General features: G+C 39.7%; 18 protein-coding genes. 11 read left to right on the top strand and 7 right to left on the bottom strand.

Annotated elements, in window-relative coordinates; all coding sequences use genetic code 11:
- A partial coding sequence (locus AAF462_01980; protein ID MEM7007882.1) for a hypothetical protein occupies positions 1-958 on the top strand: 958 nt, incomplete at its 5' end.
- Here the strand turns inward: AAF462_01980 and AAF462_01975 are convergent.
- Both AAF462_01975 and AAF462_01970 read right to left on the bottom strand, forming a co-directional pair.
- A complete protein-coding gene (locus AAF462_01975) occupies positions 955-1,269 on the bottom strand; it encodes a GYD domain-containing protein (GenBank protein ID MEM7007881.1) in 315 nt (104 codons plus the stop codon). The genes AAF462_01980 and AAF462_01975 overlap by 4 nt on opposite strands.
- Positions 1,270-1,308: 39 nt before the next feature.
- Complete coding sequence (locus AAF462_01970; GenBank protein ID MEM7007880.1) at positions 1,309-1,584, bottom strand: hypothetical protein; 276 nt, start codon at positions 1,582-1,584, stop codon at positions 1,309-1,311.
- A gap of 130 nt (positions 1,585-1,714) precedes the next feature.
- Here AAF462_01970 and AAF462_01965 point away from each other — a divergent pair, with 130 nt between their 5' ends.
- Positions 1,715-2,398 carry a DUF4336 domain-containing protein gene (locus AAF462_01965; GenBank protein ID MEM7007879.1) on the top strand — a complete coding sequence of 228 codons (684 nt, stop codon included), beginning with the start codon at positions 1,715-1,717 and terminating at the stop codon, positions 2,396-2,398.
- Between the two features lie 43 nt (positions 2,399-2,441).
- Here AAF462_01965 and AAF462_01960 read toward each other — a convergent pair whose 3' ends face one another.
- The 3 genes from AAF462_01960 to AAF462_01950 form a co-directional block, all read right to left on the bottom strand.
- Entirely contained in the window at positions 2,442-3,848 is a 1,407-nt protein-coding gene (locus AAF462_01960; GenBank protein MEM7007878.1) for a class II fumarate hydratase, read from the bottom strand.
- A 65-nt stretch (positions 3,849-3,913) separates the two neighbouring features.
- Complete coding sequence (locus tag AAF462_01955; GenBank protein ID MEM7007877.1) at positions 3,914-4,699, bottom strand: DUF6503 family protein; 786 nt, start codon at positions 4,697-4,699, stop codon at positions 3,914-3,916.
- Between the two features lie 47 nt (positions 4,700-4,746).
- The gene (locus AAF462_01950; GenBank protein ID MEM7007876.1) at positions 4,747-7,431 is read right to left on the bottom strand and encodes an AsmA family protein; all 2,685 of its coding nucleotides are present in this window, start codon (positions 7,429-7,431) and stop codon (positions 4,747-4,749) included.
- A 234-nt stretch (positions 7,432-7,665) separates the two neighbouring features.
- Here AAF462_01950 and AAF462_01945 point away from each other — a divergent pair, with 234 nt between their 5' ends.
- The 8 genes from AAF462_01945 (at position 7,666) to nuoF (ending at position 15,667) form a co-directional block, all read left to right on the top strand.
- Positions 7,666-8,319 carry a sigma-70 family RNA polymerase sigma factor gene (locus AAF462_01945; GenBank protein MEM7007875.1) on the top strand — a complete coding sequence of 218 codons (654 nt, stop codon included), beginning with the start codon at positions 7,666-7,668 and terminating at the stop codon, positions 8,317-8,319.
- A 2-nt stretch (positions 8,320-8,321) separates the two neighbouring features.
- Positions 8,322-9,359 (top strand): zf-HC2 domain-containing protein, encoded by a 1,038-nt coding sequence (locus AAF462_01940; protein MEM7007874.1) that lies wholly within the window; start codon positions 8,322-8,324, stop codon positions 9,357-9,359.
- 68 nt (positions 9,360-9,427) lie between these two features.
- Positions 9,428-10,819 (top strand): VWA domain-containing protein, encoded by a 1,392-nt coding sequence (locus AAF462_01935; GenBank protein ID MEM7007873.1) that lies wholly within the window; start codon positions 9,428-9,430, stop codon positions 10,817-10,819.
- Positions 10,820-10,971: 152 nt separating this feature from the next.
- A complete protein-coding gene (locus AAF462_01930) occupies positions 10,972-11,181 on the top strand; it encodes a hypothetical protein (protein ID MEM7007872.1) in 210 nt (69 codons plus the stop codon).
- A gap of 18 nt (positions 11,182-11,199) precedes the next feature.
- Complete coding sequence (locus tag AAF462_01925; protein MEM7007871.1) at positions 11,200-12,120, top strand: alpha/beta hydrolase; 921 nt, start codon at positions 11,200-11,202, stop codon at positions 12,118-12,120.
- A 21-nt stretch (positions 12,121-12,141) separates the two neighbouring features.
- Positions 12,142-13,032 (top strand): prolyl oligopeptidase family serine peptidase, encoded by an 891-nt coding sequence (locus tag AAF462_01920; GenBank protein ID MEM7007870.1) that lies wholly within the window; start codon positions 12,142-12,144, stop codon positions 13,030-13,032.
- A 42-nt stretch (positions 13,033-13,074) separates the two neighbouring features.
- A complete protein-coding gene (lhgO, locus tag AAF462_01915; protein MEM7007869.1) occupies positions 13,075-14,259 on the top strand; it encodes an L-2-hydroxyglutarate oxidase in 1,185 nt (394 codons plus the stop codon).
- A 118-nt stretch (positions 14,260-14,377) separates the two neighbouring features.
- Positions 14,378-15,667: an NADH-quinone oxidoreductase subunit NuoF gene (gene nuoF, locus AAF462_01910; protein ID MEM7007868.1), complete on the top strand. Its 1,290-nt coding sequence runs from the start codon at positions 14,378-14,380 to the stop codon at positions 15,665-15,667.
- Positions 15,668-15,730: 63 nt separating this feature from the next.
- Here nuoF and tatA read toward each other — a convergent pair whose 3' ends face one another.
- Complete coding sequence (tatA, locus tag AAF462_01905; protein MEM7007867.1) at positions 15,731-15,970, bottom strand: twin-arginine translocase TatA/TatE family subunit; 240 nt, start codon at positions 15,968-15,970, stop codon at positions 15,731-15,733.
- A gap of 52 nt (positions 15,971-16,022) precedes the next feature.
- Positions 16,023-17,342, bottom strand: coding sequence for an NAD(P)/FAD-dependent oxidoreductase (locus AAF462_01900; protein ID MEM7007866.1), 1,320 nt, complete (start codon positions 17,340-17,342; stop codon positions 16,023-16,025).
- A 259-nt stretch (positions 17,343-17,601) separates the two neighbouring features.
- On the opposite strand from AAF462_01900, the gene AAF462_01895 reads away from it, so the two are divergent.
- Positions 17,602-19,392, top strand: a 1,791-nt coding sequence (locus tag AAF462_01895) for a cation:proton antiporter (GenBank protein MEM7007865.1), incomplete at its 3' end; no start/stop codon positions are given.

Here is a 19,392-nt window from a genome sequence, read left to right as displayed (position 1 = left end):
TGTCCCTGTTGGAATGGTTATGGAGGAGCTATCAGAGTGGCTAATAGAACAAAACAACACTGCGGCCACTATTGGTGCTTATGTAACTAATCCAATGCGGCTTTTTGTAAAAGACCGTCAGATAGGAATCATAAACCCGGTTGCCGGAACATTCGAATTTAAAGGACCCTTCACAATTGGAGCCACCAAGGATAGAGCTCTTGATCTTAGCTACCCGCTATTTTTTGAACCGCCGTTACCACTTGGTAGAGTCATGGCCGATCTGGAAGTAGTCGCGCTTGATAAAGACTTTGGGGATCAATTATTTTTCTACTCTATAAGACTTGACCTGCCTTCAGAGAGCGGTTTTTTCGGGCTGTATATAGACGCCCCATACGGCGGTGTGAATAATGTTGAACCTGCCAGAAACGGATATGAATTCTCAAACATTACTATTGGTGCTAAACAGGTTGTAATAAAATCAACTAATTATGTAGTCTCAGGTGGGCTTGATTTTACTATTCCAACAGGGTTCACAGACGGTCAGGACAGGCTATCAGTCGTTACAAGTTATAGAAGAGATTTGCCTACATACATATATCAGGCTTTTACAGTGACTCCATATATTTCAGGCGCAATGTGGAAAGATGCATTTAGTCTTCAGACCTATCTAGCTACGGATTATATGTTTAATGCTGAGAATTTTGAGGGAAATAGTTTTGAATTCAGGCTTAACTACAGCGCTGCAGCAGGGGTAAATGTACCAATAAATATAATATCTCCCACAGTATTTTTAGAGTTTGACGGCTACACCCTAACGTCAGACAATATCGATAGGAAGACAGATTTGTTCTTAACTCCGGGAATTAGATTTGGAAAAAGAATAAGCCCGGGCTTTGCCGTGCAGTTCCCTGTGGCAGGACCAACAAGCGATATTGCTGAGGCTGATTTTATCTTTGATTTTCAACTAAGGTTCTAGTTCTTTTTTGAGGGCTTCTTTGATTTCTTCGACAGTTGTTTCTCAAAATCAGCTATTGGTATTGCCGCAAGAGTCATAATCTGGACTGTTCCTCTTGCACCTAGCTCAGTAGATACTTTTGTTATTGTTTCGTTGTCAGGGGCTTCGACAATGTTTACAAAATCATAAGGACCTATCACCGCATATTGTGTAAGTACCTCAACACCCATCTTCTCTATCTCTTTATTTACTTCCTTGATCCGCTCTGGCCTCATCTTCATGGTCTTGCGGCCTTCATCGGTTAAAACGCTCATCATTATATATTTTGCCATTGCTCAAACCCTTGATGTTTTTGTGTATTAATAGTTTGTTTAGCTTGCCTGAATGTTGGCGTACTCTTCAACATCCTGATCATAGTTCTCTTTTTCTCTTGTGCACTTTGACTCATCGCCTGAGTAGCGTTCAAGACAATTATCAAGCTGTCTTCTTGATTTTTCTACCTCTTGTCTTGCCTCACTTAATGACTGATTCTTTCTTGATTTTTTAAGCGGCGAATCTATTGCAATATCTTTTCCTGTTTTTACTGTACTGCAGGCAAATAGTGGGAGAATAATTATTAATATTGCCAATATTGAATAGCGAAGCATTTTTGTCCTCCTAACCAGATCTTTCATCTAATTTTATGAAGCTCTAGGATACATTATATTTCGTATCATTTATAGTTCTTTGTAAATAATTTTCTTGCTAAAATGATGCTCTAACTGTTTACTATCTTATATGAAATGGCAAGTTCATAAAGTAGATGAAGATATCTGGACAGTTGAGTCTGTTCAGAAATTTGCCGGAGTTGATTTTGGCGGCAGAATGAGTGTTATAAGGCTTAATTCGGGTGAGCTATTTTTGCATTCTCCAGTCAAATTAAATGATCAACTCACGTCAGATCTCAATGAAATCGGAGAAGTAAAATATGTAATAGCTCCTAATAAATTTCATCATTTACACGTAGTGGATTACGTAGATAAATATCCAAATGCCCAAGTCTGGGGCGCCAAAGGGTTAGCTAAAAAAAGAAAGGATATAAGATTCACTGCTGAGTTTGATGAGCAAGATTCCCTAAACTTGGGAGATGAGATCCTATATGAAGTATTCAAAGGTATACCAATGTTTAATGAAGTTGTTTTTTATCATCCCAAAAGTAAAACAGTATTATTCACTGACATTGTGTTTAACGTAGCCTCGACCAATAGTCTTTCAGAGAAATTCTACGCCTGGGCGGAGGGTGTATACAAAAATCCAAGCGTCCCAAGACTTGTAAGACTACTAATAAGAGACAGAAAAAAGGCTAGAGAGTCAGCAGATAAAATTTTGTCTTGGGATTTTGATAGAGTCAGTGTGACTCACAGGCACATAATTGAAACAGGTGGTAAAGAAATAGTTAGAAGGGCATTTGAGAAGATATAGGGAACGCATTTTTCTGCGCCCCCTAATTAGTATCAGTATTTTTCTATTTTTTTGTTCCGGGCTCTGTCATTGACCATGGATCAAGAAGCTCATTTAATTTCTCTGCCGGAAGCACTTTTTGCTCAAGCGCTACTTGCCTTACTGTTTTTCCGGTAGCATACGCCTCTTTAGCAATCTTGGCCGCGTTGTCATAACCAATTACAGGGGCAAGGCTTGTGCACATGGCAAGGCTTTGTTCAATCATTTCCTCACAGCGTTTCTTATCTGCTTTAATTCCTTTAATGCATTTATCTGCGAATACATTTGATGCTCTTGCCATAAGCTCAATTGACTGAAGTAGGTTGTGGCCTTTAACCGGCATCATAACGTTTAGCTCGAAATTTCCAAACTGACCTCCAATAGAAATTGTAAGGTCATTTCCAATTACCTGAGCTGCCACCTGACAAACTGCCTCAGGTATCACCGGGTTTACTTTACCCGGCATAATGGATGATCCAGGCTGAACAGGAGGGATCATTATCTCTCCAATTCCGCATCTTGGACCACTTCCTAACCATCTGATATCATTGGCTATCTTCATAAGGCTCACAGCCAAGGTTCTTAGCGAGCCGCTTGCATCTACAACGGCATCTTTAGAACCCTGGGCCTCAAAGTGATTGTCTGCCTCTCTTAGTTTAGCTTTGGTCATCTTGCTTAATCTTTTTGCGACCAATCTGGCGAATCTAGGGTGAGTGTTGATACCTGTCCCAACTGCTGTACCGCCTATTGCTAGCTCTGATAGTTCATCTTTTGCTCTCTCTACACGTTTCATACCATGCTCAATCATACTGGCGTAGCCGCCGAATTCCTGACCGAGTCTTACAGGGGTCGCGTCTTGCAAGTGTGTTCTTCCAATTTTAACGATCTTATCAAATTGACGCGCTTTTGCAGAAAGCGCTTTTTGTAGGTTTTTAAGACCAGGAATTAGATACTCGTCAATTGCAAGAATTGCGGATACGTGTATTGCGGTTGGATAAACGTCATTACTTGACTGACCATAATTAACATGATCGTTTGGATGAACACCGGTTTTACTTCCTTTCTTAATCCCTAATATTTCGTTAGCTCTATTTGCAATTACTTCATTGGTATTCATGTTAGTTGATGTTCCAGAACCTGTCTGGAAAACATCTAATACAAAGTGATCATCAAGCTTGCCGTCAATTACTTCTTGCGCAGCTTTAACAATTGCCCGGCCATGTTTTTTGCTGATAAGCCCTAACTCCATGTTGGACTCTGCCGCAGCCTGCTTGATCATACCCATAGCCTGGACTAGTAGGCTGTGTTTTCTGATTCCGCTGATTGGAAAATTCTCTATAGCTCTAGCGGTCTGAGCTCCATAGTATGCGTCTTGAGGGACGGACATTTCCCCCATAGAATCGCTTTCTACTCTAAAACCTTTTCTGGCCATAATTACACTCCTCCTTGGATTTGCGTTTTTGGGAGTCTTAATTATGCCATAATAAAGAAATTTTTCTATTGTGCTTTGTGAGAGTTATCCACTACAGCACCATCTGGCATTTCAAAGATTTTAGGATCTGGAGTTTGCACGCTAAATGTTACATCTTCAAAAGTCATATAACCACGAGCGCTATCTCCCAATTGATCATCCGACCATTCGTAAAAGCTAAGCTTTTTTGGCACCACAAGACCGCCAACTTCCTGCCACTCTTCATACACTGCCGCGTGACGCTCTAACTCATCTACAGACTTTCCCTGCATTAGCGGAGGGTAGGTGACAATGTAATGAACTAGCTTTATCTGATTAGTATCTTTATCTAGGTAGACGACATAATCATCGTCAGGGGTGTCGCCTATTCCAGGGTCATAGGTAACTTTAATAACATTGTACTGTGTTCCGTTGAGCTCTTTAGTTCCAAGCGATTCAATATTAACTCCTGGATCCGCAAACAAGAAAGGAAGCCCAAAGAAATAAAATGGTGTAAGTGCATAGAACCTGGGAGGTATACCAAGTGCTTGCACATTTGGTGTTATCCAAGCCTCGTTACCGTCAAAACCGACTGTATATTTATCACTTGTGATAAGAGCCTTACGGGATTTTAAATCAAAAACTTGATTATCTGAGACATTAATAACACCACTTATTACCATCTGCTGATCATACTCAAGTCCGCCGTATTTCTGGAAAGTCTCAAGCCCGCCGTGAGCTTCATAAGACTCATCCAGCTGCGCACTGGAAAATAGCGTCAAAGGTAGTATTAAAGCTGTACTTAGCACTATTATAGAGAAAACTCTTTTCATTTCTGATCCTCCTTAAAGATTAGATGTAGTTTATGATACTCAAATTACTAAAAAAGATCCTTTAGTTCATCAAATAATTTTTCATCAAGTCTTTTTTCCTCTTTTTTTGGCGGCTGATCTGTATCCGGCGGATTTTCATTTTGTGCGCTCTCATCAGAACCGGATGTTAATCCGTCCAGCACTTTTCTGATTCCAGCCCTTTGGATCAGTTTAGATAGATATGAGACATCTGGTTTAGCCTTTGCATTAGGCAGCACGCCGGCAATGACGTAGGGTATCTCAACTCTATTATTATCATTTGTTATTAAGCGTAAATCAGGAATGTCAGTTTCTAAGTCTAAAGAGAGTTGCTCAGATAATGTTAGTAGAGATTTTAAATCGATTTTTCCATCAAGATTCATCCAACCTTTGCCGGTGATAGTATAATCTTTTGAACTAATTCTTAAATTAGTTGTCTCCATCTTGCCTTTTTCAATGATAAATGAGGATTTAAATTCATCAAACTCTGTGTCTTGGGCAGTAAAAACTTGGGGATATTTTTCTTTTGTTTGCTCGGATACTAAGAAAGTAAGTCCCTCAATGCCTGTAATACCTTTTAGCACTTGATCTGCGATATTTATATCCAAAACAGCTCCATTTACTATCTCAGCTTTTGCAGTGCCTTTTAGTGTGTTCTTTATTTTTGTCCAATCCTTACCGCTTCCAAAAATATTTATATCAAGGTTAGCTTTGCCCTCAATCTTATTGTCCGAAGAGCTTAAAAAGCTTGTTAAATCAATCCCAACTGCCTTTGATATTAATGTAAAATCTGGATTTTTACCAAAGCCATAACTTGCTTTTCCTTTAATACTGCCCTGATAGGCTTTGGTGCTAAACTCTTCAATTTTAAGGCTTTCGCCTATTAGATTGAATTTGGCATTTAGATTCTCAAGCTCAAAATCAGATAGATCAGCCTCTGAAGATGAGAGCTTTCCTAAGACCGAAATATTATTACTTTTATTTGATACTTTTCCTTCACTTTTGAAATCTCTTAACACTTGCGCTTTGTTAGTGGAAACTTCTTCTTTACTAAAATCAGATAAATATAGTTGCGGAGAAGAGACTTTATAGCTTAAAACTAAAGGACTGAAGCTGTCTATTTTAGAGGTTAGATTTAGTTTCGAATTACCCATCCTTAGAGTCATTTGGCCAACATCAGCAGATCTGCCCGTAAAATTTATTTTCGTATTGATGTCTCTAAGTGGTTCAGCTAAAGATTCAGGCTCAAGGCTCACATCTTCAAGGTTCAAAGATCCCTTTATCTGTGGGATTTGGCCTTTTCCCAATTCGCCCGTCAAATTAGTTGGCTCAAGTTTAAGATAACCTGTAGGTTTATATTCTTTTATTGATGGGAAAGTCTCGCTCATAGATGCCAGGTCTATTTTGTTTGAGCTAACTGAAATATTGAGCAGATTAGTAACACCGCGATTGATTTCACCGTTTGCTGACAGATCTAAATTATCAATATTAATATTGGCTCTTTTGATAACGACAACAGAATCAGAAATTTCACCGCTTGCTGTGATTGAAAACGGCGTGTCTTTGGGTTTAAAGAATTTCCCGATCATAGCTAAGCGGCTTAGAGTGGCATCTATTTTTACCTGGTTGAATTCTAAATCTTCCGCAGAACCGGATACTCTGCCGCTAACATTAAGTGTGCCTTGAGTAGATAAACTGTTTGGGATCGAATCCTTTATTAGTGAAAAATTTCGAAGCTTACTGATGTTAGCTTTTTGAAGGCTAAACTTCGTATCTAGTGAGAAATTCTCGGATTTGCTGCCGAGCGGTCCTAGTTTCCCTGATAGTTCAAAATTTGGCACGCTCGCGCCAAACACACTTGCGCTGATGCCAATTCTATTAAAACTAATTGACTCTAATGTCCCAGCAAACTCAAGTTTGCCAGCAACAGGACCTGATAGATCAAGTCCTTTTGGTATGTGCTTGTCAATAACGGGTAGAAACTTTTTAAGTGTACTAATGTTTAGCTCTGAAACATGTAGTTCCCCATTTGCCTGTATTTCATTTAATTCACTATCACTGCTAATCGGGCTAATAACTGCATCTAAATCCAGATTCTGCTCGCTTGATAATACTGCTGCCGCAAGATTTATAGGTATTTTATTCTCAAAGCCCAAATCTTTAATGTCTAAATCTATTTTCTGCAGCTGCAAATTTGTCTCATTTCTTTGATCGATAAAGTTTATTTGGCCTTCTTGAACAATAATTGATGAAGCAAATAGTGAAAGGGGAGATTTCTTGTCCGAACTCTGTGAGCTTTTGTCTCCTTTGCTTTTTTTATTGTTGCCGAGTGTTTCAAAATTGTACTCACCATTCTTGTTCTCTATAACTGTAATAAATGGTTTGTTTAAAATGAGCTTTGATATATTTATTTTTTTAGCCAAAAGGGGGATAAGTTTCACATTGATTTGTATATCAGATGCTCTAATAAAGTCTTTATCAGAGAATCTGGGATCATCACTTATTGAGACGTTCTTAAGACGTATTCCAAGCCCGTCCCTAAAACCTGTATTGATTTGAGCTACTTGGAGTTTTCTGCCGAGTGATTGCTCAATTTGAGACAAGAAATAATCTTTATTACCGTTAATAAAAAAATTGAGGTTCAAGACCGCAAGCGCTGCTACAATAATAAACAATACGATTAGAATCCCGATTGATACAATTATTTTTCTCATTTTTTTAATTGCTCTAATATTATATGGACAAGAATAATTGATAGGAATTTCGATACAATTAAAATTTTGTTAAGAGCAAAATTTATCTATGCAATAAAACTGAAGAATCATTTATAGAATATTTGAGTTATTATCTGAAACAGTAGTATTTAAATCTTTATTAGATCATGATCGTATAATTAGATAAAACGCGTTTTATAATAAATAGCTAGTAAATCTGTGAGTTCAAATTGGATGACATCTAACGTGCTAGGACTAATCGGGAAAAAAGAGATTTCTGACGAACAAGCTATGAGAAAGTTTCAAAACGGCAATGCAGGAAGTTTTGATGTGCTACTTAATAGGCATAGCGCTGGTGTTCTGAGGTTTATAATGAAGATGACTGGCAATAACAAAATACAAGCAGAGGATCTTCTTCAAGAAATATTTATAAAGGTGATTGAAAGAAAAAATAGTTACGATCCTAATCAGAAGTTTACGACTTGGCTTTATAGCATAGCGCGAAACCACTGTATTGATCATCTGCGAACTGAGAGCCATAGACGACACCGCTCTCTTGATGCGCCTTTGTCTACAGAGCAGCAAACTGGTGCGGTTGTCCTTGAATTGATGCGTAGCAGTGAGAGAGGTCAAGATGATAAGCTTTATGACAAAGAAATCGGACAGCTCTTAGATAGTGGCCTAGATTCATTAAAGGAAGAATTCAAAGAAGTATTTGTGTTAAAAGAGATTCAGGGACTTTCACTTAATGAGATTTCAGATATTACCCAAGCGCCGCTTGGAACTGTAAAAAGCCGCCTTAGATATGCATATCAGAACCTGAGGCAAATATTTACAGAATCAGGGTATTTTGATGAAATCAATAAAGCTAAAGGAGCATCATCATAGTTATGGAATGTAAAGAGTGCAGCGAACTTTTACTTGAATATCTAAGCGGCGAGCTTAGCCAAGAGCAAAAGGACAGCATCAAAGATCATTTAAGCAGCTGCAGCGACGAGTGCTTAAAAGAGTTTGAAGAACTAACTTTGATCAAAATGGCTGCGAACAATCAAGCCCTGCCCGAAGTTTCATCACAGACTCTTCAAAACATATCTAAAGAAGCTTCAGTAAAAACCAATTTAGGTCAAAAAACTTTTTGGAACAAATGGGGATTTCGTCCCATATTAGTTCCAGCTCTGACCACTGCCATAGCGTTATCGGTATGGTTTTATTACGGTTATGATGCAGCTAATATTGGCCCAGAGATTTCTACTATTAAGACCCCTGTCCAGGCAAATGAACCCGCTGGTGGTCAAACCACATTTTCGGATGAGAATGTTCAAATGGAGGGGGCAGTTTTAAGACAAGAAGAGCAGCTTTATGCAGAAGATAATATCTTGGAACATTCCATAGAATCTGACGCAAGGAATTTACAACCAATTCCTCCGCCACCGCCTGCAGTACCGGCTCCAATGGAGTCTAAAGAGCTAGAATTAAATCCAGAACTAGAACAGGTCAAAAAAAAGCAATTACCTAAGAATGAAAAATCTCAGGTCATGGCCAAGAATAAAAGTGAGGTTTCACCACAAAGTAATGTTCAATCAGACCTCTCTAATCAAGATCTTGAACTAAGGGAAAAAGGTGAGGCAATTATAGCTTCACAGAAAAACAAAACTAATTGCGATTTATCTATTAGAACAAACGAGGCGTTTCTTAATTCTAATATGCCGCAATCTAAATCCTCCCAGCAAAAGTCTTATAAAGAGCTTGCCGAGTGTTATGAAGAGCAGGGAGAATTTGATAAAGCAATCACCAATTATATGAACCTGCAGCAGGTTGCTCCAGAAGAGTCTTATTTTGCAAACACAAGAATTCAGGCTATCCAAGATAAGATTGAATTGGATAGATTGAAAAAAGAGGAATCTTCTAATTCAGTTCCATCTAATTAATCCTTATATAAATCTTTTATTACTGCCGTTCGTAATAATGCATATCAAATCATTATAGGAGATGCATTATGTTTTTCTCAAAAAGAATAGTATTGTTTGTGCTTTTATTATTAGTAGTAGTAACGAGTGTCAGCCAAAATTCCATAGCTACTCAGATGCCCGAGCCACCGCTTATAGTTCCCCCAGACGTAAAAACAGTTGTTTGGGATGTAGGTATTAGCCATCCATTTGTTGAAAAAGGTACTGCTACTGAGCAACTCGTTAATATTAAACTTACAGGCAGAAAAGACATTCCGATGCTTGCAAGAGCTCCCGTAAACTTAGCTATAGTTATAGATAGAAGCGGTTCAATGAGTGATAAGGGCAAAATTAGTTATGCAAAAAAGGCCGCAAAAGAAATAATAAACAGACTCCAGGCCAGCGATCGGCTTTCAATTATTGCATACTCTACTGAAGTACAGGTTTTGTTTCCTATTCAGCCTCTAAGTAACAAGGACGCAGCGATTTCAGCCGTGGATTCCCTTTATCCAACTAACTCCACAAATCTTTCAGGAGGTCTAATTTACGGTATTAGTCAGTTAGAGTCCGTATCAAGAGCCGGCTATATAAACAGAGTAATTCTATTGTCTGACGGCCTCGCAAATGAAGGCATTACCGATATAGGTGAGCTCTCGCGTATTTCAAGCATCGCATCTGAGAAAAACATACAGATCACTACAATGGGCTTAGGATTAGACTATGACGAGAATTTGCTTTTGTGCATTGCCCAATATGGTGCTGGAAATTATTACTTTATAGAATCACCAAACCAACTCGCAGCAATATTTCAAAAAGAGTTTGGACAGCTTTCTACAACAATAGCAAAATCACCCACTATCACAATTACACTTGAGCCCGGGGTGAGCATAGAACAGATCTACGGCTATTCATATTCCTCTAGTTCCGATGAGAAAATCAAAATAAAATTAGGAGATATGTTTGCGGGCCAACAAAGGGATATACTAATCAAAGTTAATGTTCCCACAGACAAAATAGGTGAAAAGGGATTATTAAAAGCAGATCTTTCCTATGAGGACCTTTTAGATAACAATCAGAAAAGTAACATTAGCAAAGCCCTTTCATATCTAGTTACAAAAGATAAATCTATTGTGGATCAGAACCTAAACGAGGCAGTCTTAGCCAGAGGAGTATCAGTTGATGCCGCTTTTGGTCTAGATCAAGCTATTTTGGATTATGAGGAAGGTAGACCGGGGGAGGCGCTCTTAGAGTTGAATGATTCATATAAAAGAATTCAAGTAGTGAATAAAAGCCGTTATAAAAATGAGCAGACAGTTAAACAAGAAGAAGAGCTTAAAGCTATGATTCAAGACTTACGGGCTGCGCCACCCGAACCAGAGTCTGATCAGGGCAAGAAGATGATAAAAAAACAAAAGGCAAATGCATATAACTATCAGCAGTAGATTCTAGAAATTAACGAAATGTCTTTAAGATTTTAATGCTAGGGGAGACTGCACGGTCTCCTCTGCAAAAACACAATTTCAGATCAACATATTGAGCTTTTCTATTTTTCCAATAAAATCTATAGCACTAAAAAGTTTGAGGAGTTACTATTTTGGGTGATGTTGGAACATTCCCTTTCGGCTGGGTTAGGGGATTTAGAGATGACAACTGGCAGATTATCTGGGATCCTAAATCAGAGCTTATTGTTGCACAGGCAGCAGTGTCTAAACAAGTAGTTGAATTAGGAAAGATCTCTGAGTGGATGGAAGCTAAGGTCTATGCAGATAATGTAATCAGTGATCCAGAATCATATTTTGGCTAGTTTGTAATTGGATACCCTATGAAAGAAAGTGATTCAGAAAAATATATGGAGCAGGAGCTAGTCTCCATACCTTTCGGCAAGAGCAAAATAGACGGGCTCTACTACAACAGCACTATCCTCGAAGAGGACAACAAAAATAACGATACCGCGATAATTCATGTTCACGGTTTTCTTGGTAACTTTCTAGACGGTAGTCAAAGATTCTTGCCGCCCATTTTAGCTGAGGGCGGCTACTCTTCTCTTGCTATTAATACCAGAATGGCAAATTTTGGTCTGTTTTTCGGATACGGGATACTAAACGATACAATACCTCAGATAGACAGAGTGGTTGAATATCTGATTGAGCGGGGCTACAAAAATATTATTCTTTCCGGCTACAGTTTGGGTACTAGCATAGTGCTCAGATATGCTGCGCTTAGAAAAGATCAAAAAGCTTTTCCGAATCTAAAGGGTGTGATAACTCTGGCTGCCCCTTATTCAATGCCGGATTCGATCAGGCGAAGATGGAACCGGCTCGGAAGTGAGCCTTCATATGACGAAGTTTTTGAAGAAGCTAAGGAAATAATCAAGCCCGGCAGAGAAGGCACAGGCCATGACCGCACAATACTAATCTACAAAGCAAGAGGGGATTCCTATCGTCCCGAGCACACAGAAATATATACTTACCGCACTTGGTGGTATCTTGCCGGTCCAGAGGCTCATACCGCTATGGGGTATAAGCAGATTGAAGAGATAAAGGTTCCAATCCTTCTCATTCAAGGCTGGTATGATGAAATTGTAAAACCCGAAGAAACACATGACCTTGCCCAAGTTGCTCTAGATGCCGGCAACAAAGACGTATCAGCATTTTATGTCAATGCCGGTCACAAGTTTGAAGATAAAGAAGAAGAGCTTGGCGATATTATTGTAAGATGGCTGGACAGAAGATTTAAAGACTAAAACTCAGGCGCTACTTAGAACATGGTCTCCAGACAAAGACGACTATTAAGTTTTGCAGCCGAAGACGGCTTCGTTATAAACGCACTGTTGGTATCAGGTGAGTTTGATCGAGAAGAAGATTTATATGAAGCTCCTATTGTGCTTTTAGTCCATGGGGTGCTTGGACATTTTCTAGCACGAGGCACTCCCCGTCAGCTTCCTAATGCTTTCGTTGAAAACGGTATAAGCTCATTTTCAATAAACACACGAATGGCTTTCACAGGTCAGATGTTCGGAAGTGCCATATTTGATGAATCAATAATGGACATTGAAGCAGGAGTTGATGCGTTGGTCAAAGAGGGCTTTAAAAATATCTTCATCTTAGGCTGGAGCTTAGGAGCCAACATTAGCGTCTACTATTCTGTAAATAACCAACACCCAAACGTAAAAGGCCTTATTTTAGAGGGATGTTCCTCTTCACTTCCAAAGTCAAACGAGATGAGACTTAAGAAATGGAACAGCGTTCCTTCATACGATCATATCTATCAAATAGCCAAAGATGTTTTAAAACCTGATCCTGTAACCACCCAAAATGACAGGGTATTTATTGTCTACAGGGCATGGGGACCAACTTTTGATCCTGGTGATGTAGAGCTGTTTACATACCGCACATGGTGGTTTATGAGAAGCCCAGAGGCGTATAATGCAAAAACTAATGAGATCATACAAAATGTAAAAGTGCCCGTTCTTTTTATACATGGCGAGAACGACTACACAGTAGGACCAGAGGAGGTAAAGAGCTTGCTTAAGATCATGAAAGACTCTGGCCATGAAAATGTAGAATTAGTATTTGTTCCTGATGCCCGCCACGACTGCATGGAAAACCCCAATTTCACCGTTGATACCTTAGTAAAATGGCTTAAGAGCTTCTAAGGAGAGCTTCACATTTTCTCCTAGAGTGATAGTTTATATTCTATGGAGCTTAGCTGCCACACACTTATTATAGGAGCTGGTATTACCGGGCTTACTATTGCCAGAGAACTTATATCAAAAGGCGTAGACGATATTGTAATCTTAGAGAAGGAAGCCACCCTAGGCGCTCATGCCAGCGGCAGAAACAGCGGTGTATTACACGCCGGGATTTATTACTCCCCCGGTACTTATAAAGCACGATTTTGCGTGGAAGGTAACCGTCTTCTGAGAGAGTACTGCTGGGAAAATGAACTTTCATTAAATGAAAACGGAAAAATTATTGTTACAGATGATTCGAGGGTTGATGATTTGCTGGAGCTTAAAAGAAGAGCCGATCAAAGCGGCGCAACATCACAGATTATCGAGCGAGCCGATTTATTAGAATTTGAGCCTTATGCCCTGCCGTCTGAGAAAGCTTTATACTCTCCAAATACTGCAGTATTTAATCCTAAGCAGATCTTAGCCTCATTACGAAGCGAGCTTGAAAGATCAGGGAAAGTTAATTTCGAGTTTGGAGAATTATATACTGCGCTGTCTGGAAGCAGTGTTGCCATTACAAGTCAAAACAAAATAAAGTTTGAGAATTTCATAAATGCAGCCGGGAGTTTCGCTGATAAGGTTGCTCACTCTTTTGGTCTAGGCACAGAATATAAGGTTCTGCCGTTTAAAGGAACATACAAAAAGATTACAAAACAAAGAGACTTTCTCGTCAGAGGAAACATTTACCCTGTGCCAGATCTTAGAAATCCTTTTTTAGGAGTGCATTTTACAAGGGGCTATGACGGGGATGTGTACATTGGCCCAACAGCAATACCTGCGTTTGGCAGAGAGGAATACGGAATTTTTGACAACTTATCTGCTGAGTCTATATCAATTCTTGCCAGAGATGCGGTTCTTTTTTTTACCAATCCGGGGTTTAGATCAGCCGCGCAAAATGAAACAATGAAATATTTTAAGAGATACATGTTCGAAGAAGCTAAAAAATTGGTGCCCGAGCTAAAAATAGAAGATATCCAAGACAGCTCTAAAGTTGGCATAAGGCCACAGCTGGTTGACTGGAACACTAAAGAAATGGTCATGGATTTTATAGTGATAAAAGATGGGGACTCAACTCATATCTTAAATGCTATTTCCCCAGCATTTACTTCCTCTATGGCATTCGCGAAGTATGTTGTGGAGGATTTCTAAGAGAAATTTTAGATTATTTTTGAGATTTACTTGCCAAGGTTTGGTAAAGCCATTTAAAATAATATTCACGTTATTGATGTATACCCAGATATTAATCTAAATAAGCTAAGGGGAAGAAATGCCTGAACTCAGAATAATCCGAAATTACGTTGGTGTGAAAGACTCTCACACCATAGAATCCTATATCTCCAGAGACGGTTATTCAGCTCTTAGAAAAGCTATTAAGATGGAACCGGATGAAATTATAGAAGAGATAAAAAAAGCAGGTCTTAGAGGAAGAGGCGGAGCAGGTTTCCCAACTGGAGTTAAATGGAGTTTTATTCAAAGAGATTCAAAAAAACCAATTTATCTTTGCTGCAATGCTGACGAGAGTGAGCCCGGCAGTTTTAAAGACAGAGAAATACTAGAGCAAGACCCTCATCAAATGCTAGAGGGTATGATGATAGCCTGTCTTGCGATAAATTCTCATAAAGCCTATGTTTATATAAGGGGCGAGATGCCCTACGGTGCAAGCATTATAGAAGGTGCCATTAAAGAAGCTTACGATAAGGGCTATCTGGGAAAAAACATTCTAAACTCAGGATTTGATCTGGATATTGTTTTGTTCAGAGGAGCCGGCGCATATATCTGCGGTGAGGAAACAGGCCTTTTAGAATCAATCGAGGGTAAAAACGGAGAGCCCAGACCAAAGCCTCCTTTCCCCGCTCAGATTGGTCTTTTCGGATGTCCCACAATTATAAACAATGTTGAGACGCTTGCTGTAGTGCCCCATATAATAAACCGCGGCCACGAGTGGTTCTCATCAATTGGTATTCCAAAAAATACCGGCACAAAAATCTACGGGCTTTGCGGGGATGTAAACAAGCCCGGCTTATACGAAATTCCGCTCGGAATTACAGCTAGGGATTTGATAGAAGAGTACGGCGGAGGAGTCCCAAATGGAAGAAAGGTTAAAGCTATTTCTCCCGGCGGATCTTCAGCTCCTCTTTTGACAGGGGACGAGCTTGATATAACGCTTGACTTTGATTCTCTTGCGGCAGTTGGCTCAATGCTCGGTACTGCCGGCGTTACAGTTATGGATGAGAACACTTCCATGGTAAAGGTTGCTCAGAACTTGGCACATTTCTACAGGGACGAATCCTGCGGCCAATGTGTTCAATGCAGAGAGGGCACTTGGTGGCTTGAGAAGATGCTTACCATGATTGATCAGGGTAGGGGAAGAATGGAATACATAGATACTCTTTTAGACGCTTGCTCACAAATGAGAGGCACAACAATATGTGCTCTTGCTGACGGATGTGCGATGCCGGTTGAGTCCATTGTGAAAAAATTCCGAGACGAATTTGAAGAACATATAAGACTTGGGAAATCGCCTTTTGAGAATAAGTATATGGGCGAGTGGTCTTAGATAAAACTCCACTTCTATAATTCATTATAAAATCAAAAATATGAGTTGGGATTTGCCGAAAGGTTACTGAACGTTTTCTTTGTGTTCAGATGACTGTGATTTGTCTAGATCCGTATCTTCAATTCTCTTTGAGCTGTCTTTGTCAGGAGTTACATCAATCTCGTCATCCTTCATTGATTTTCTAAACCCCTTAATCCCTTTTCCCAAAGAGGATCCAAGGTCTCCAAGTCTGCTAGGGCCGAAAATCAAGAGCAAAATGCCCAAAATTATTAGTAATTCCCAAATTCCTAATCCACCGATCATATATATACACTACCGATAGCACTTGCCAAAGTCAACTAAATAGCTAACGTGACTATTCTTTTTTGCCCGAATTGACCAAAGGAAACGGATCCTCACCCGTGATCAGCCTCACACCCCTTTGCCTTGTAAAATAGTTCCACGCCCATCTGAAAAGTACCACTACTTTGCTGTCGAATTCAATTAAATATCTGATATGAACAAACGCCCAAATTAGCCACGCAATAAATCCTGATAATTTTAGCGACCCGATCTCAGCAACTGCTGATGTGGTTCCAATAATCGCAAGGCTGCCCTTATCCACATACTCAAACGGCTTAGTCTCTTTATTGTTTAATCTCTTTAAGATAAGTTCTGCTACGTACTTTCCTTCCTGCATTGCAACTGGAGCTACCCCCGGCAGTGGGTTCCTACCAAAATGAGCTAGATCTCCAATTACAAATAGATCTTCGTGTCCAGGAACATTAAGGTATGTGTTCACAATTACTCTTCCGCTTCGGTCAAGCTCAGCGTCAGAGTTTTCAGCTAATGCTTTACCCAATACAGACGCCTTAACCCCTGCTGTCCAGAGAATAGTTTTAGATTGAATTACCTCGCTTGAGCCGTTTCTGCTTATTATTGCCTCGTCACCGTTAATTTCTGTAACCATAGTATCTGTTTTAATCGTGACACCAAGTTTGTTAAGAAATCCTTCAGCTTTCATAGCAAGCTCCTGAGGATATGTAGGCAATACTTGGTCAAGCCCCTCAACTAATATGATCCTAGCATTTTTTGTGTCTATATTACGAAAATCAGTTCTTAAAGTGTTGCGGCTTAGCTCGCCGATTGTGCCTGCAAGTTCAACCCCTGTGGGTCCTGCTCCAATTATTAAAAAAGTCATCCATTCCTGCTGTATCTGTGGATTAGTTTCTCTCTCTGCAGCTTCGAAAGACAGGAGAATTTTTCTTCTCATTGCGAGCGCATCTTCAATAGTTTTAAGGCCAGGAGCCGTTTTCGCCCAGTCATTATGACCAAAGTAGTGATGGTTTGATCCAGTGGCAACAATAAGTGTGTCATAGCTCATCTCACCGTCACTAAATACAACTTTCTTCTCTTTAGGGAATATGTTTGTCACTTCTGCCTTTACTACAAAAATATTCTCGTAGCTGTTAAAAATTACTCTAAGTGGGGAAGCTATCTCGCCTGGAGAGAGCCATCCAGCGGCAACTTGATACAACAGAGGCTGAAAGAGATGGAAATTTCGTTTGTCTACAATTGTAATCTTGACCTTAGGCTTTCCTTTCGCAAGCTTCTTAGCTGCATACAATCCGCCAAACCCGCCGCCAAGGATAACTATGTGATGAAGACTTTCATCACTATTTTCTTTTTGTATCATTTGTTTCTCGCTAACTATATGTAAATTTGCCGATTATCATAATCTTTGTCATTTACATTGAATGTACCCGTAGATTTTGAATTGGGAACAATATGTTTCAAAATATATGCTTTATAGCCTTCTATTATTATATAATTTGACGGTGTGAAAGCTTTTGATGTCTTAAATTACTTAGGGCAATCTGTAAAATTACTCCTCATCTGGTAACTTAGTTAGGCACTAAAATAGAGATTATTACTAATATAATTGAGGAATATTAATGTCTGAGCATTTATTGGTTGGATTGGCGACCATCATAGTTCTTGGTATCGGAGCACAGTGGCTGGCTTGGCGGGTGAGTCTTCCGGCTATACTGCTTTTATTGATTTTTGGCTTTATAGCAGGCCCGGCAACTGGTTTTATTGACCCCGATCAGATATTTGGTGATCTGCTTTTGCCGCTTGTCTCGGTTTCGGTAGCCATAATACTTTTTGAGGGCGGGCTCAGTCTAAAGTTCTCTGAGGTCCGGCAGCTAACCGGGGTTATAAGAAATATAGTCACAATAGGCGTTCTAGTCTCTTGGGTGCTAACATCTGTTATTTCATATTTCATATTTGGGCTTGGCCTGGAGATATCTGTTCTTCTAGGAGCTGTTCTTGTTGTGACAGGTCCTACTGTTATCATTCCACTTCTAAGGCATGTAAGGCCATCTGGGCGTGTCGGCTCAATTACAAAATGGGAAGGGATAATTATTGATCCTATAGGCGCGGTACTAGCTGTGCTTGTATTTGAAGTGATCATCTCAGGTGGTTTAGAGCAGGCCACAACCCATGTGGTTACAAGTATATTTAAGACTTTGTTCATTGGACTTTTATTAGGCTTAGCAGGAGCTAAGCTGGTTATTGTGATTCTTAAAAGACACTGGGTTCCGGATTTTCTGCAAAACCCCGTTTCACTAATGATAGTAGTATTCGTGTTTGTGGTCTCAAACGTTTTTCAGATTGAAGCAGGGCTTCTTTCAGTAACCATTATGGGGATTGCGCTCGCCAACCAAAGATGGGTAAGCATTAAGCACATCATTGAGTTTAAGGAGAATCTAAGAGTTTTATTTATATCTAGTCTATTCATTATCCTTGCCGCTCGTCTTACTGTGAATGAAGTTAACTATGTGTTCAATTTTAAGGGACTCTTGTTCTTGGCACTTATGATCATAGTGGTAAGGCCGCTTAGTATATTTATCTCCACTTTCATGTCTGATCTGAACATTAAAGAAAAGCTATTTCTATCGTGGATGGCCCCAAGGGGAATAGTAGCAGCGGCGGTGTCGTCTGTATTTGCACTAAGACTCGCTGACGCCGGATATGCACAGGCTGAGCGAATAATTGATATAACTTTTCTTGTAATAACCGGAACTGTCGCAATATATGGGCTTAGCGCTTTTCAAGTGGCCAATCGCCTAGGTTTGGCTAAACCAAATCCCGAGGGAATATTGATGGTGGGAGCCCATAGCTGGGCTAGGTCAATTGCCAGGATTCTCGATGAAAATGGTTTTCAGATCTCACTAGTAGATTCAAACTGGGCAAATGTATCAGCAGCCAGACAAGAGGGTCTAAAGGCCTATTATGAAAATATACTAATTGAGGATCTCTCTGAGGATATTCAGCTTGATGGGGTAGGAAAGCTCATAGCAATAACTCGAAATGATGAAGTAAACTCTCTTGCTGCACTTCATTTTATTGAAGATTTTGGACGCTCTCAGGTTTATCAGCTTCCAAAAATCTCCAAATTTTCTGCCAAGAGTGAGGAAAGCATTCCTCAGCACCTAAGAGGAAGACTGCTCTTTGGTCCAGAGGCAACATTTGCATATTTAGACGAAAAATTCTCATCCGGAGCTTCTTTAAAAAAGACTCCACTTACAGGTGAGTTTAACTATGATTCATTTAAGAATTTATACGGCGATAAAGCGCTGCCAATGTTTATAATTAAAGAGAGCGGAGAGCTTGTTGTGCTAGCATCAGACAATACTCCAAAACCACAGCCTGGCCAGTATTTAATTTCGTTGGTTGATAGT

The sequence above is a fragment of the Thermodesulfobacteriota bacterium genome (assembly GCA_039028315.1).
GTDB lineage: Bacteria > Desulfobacterota_D > UBA1144 > Nemesobacterales > UBA2774 > CR02bin9.
This window is presented reverse-complemented; position numbering and strand designations above follow the sequence as displayed.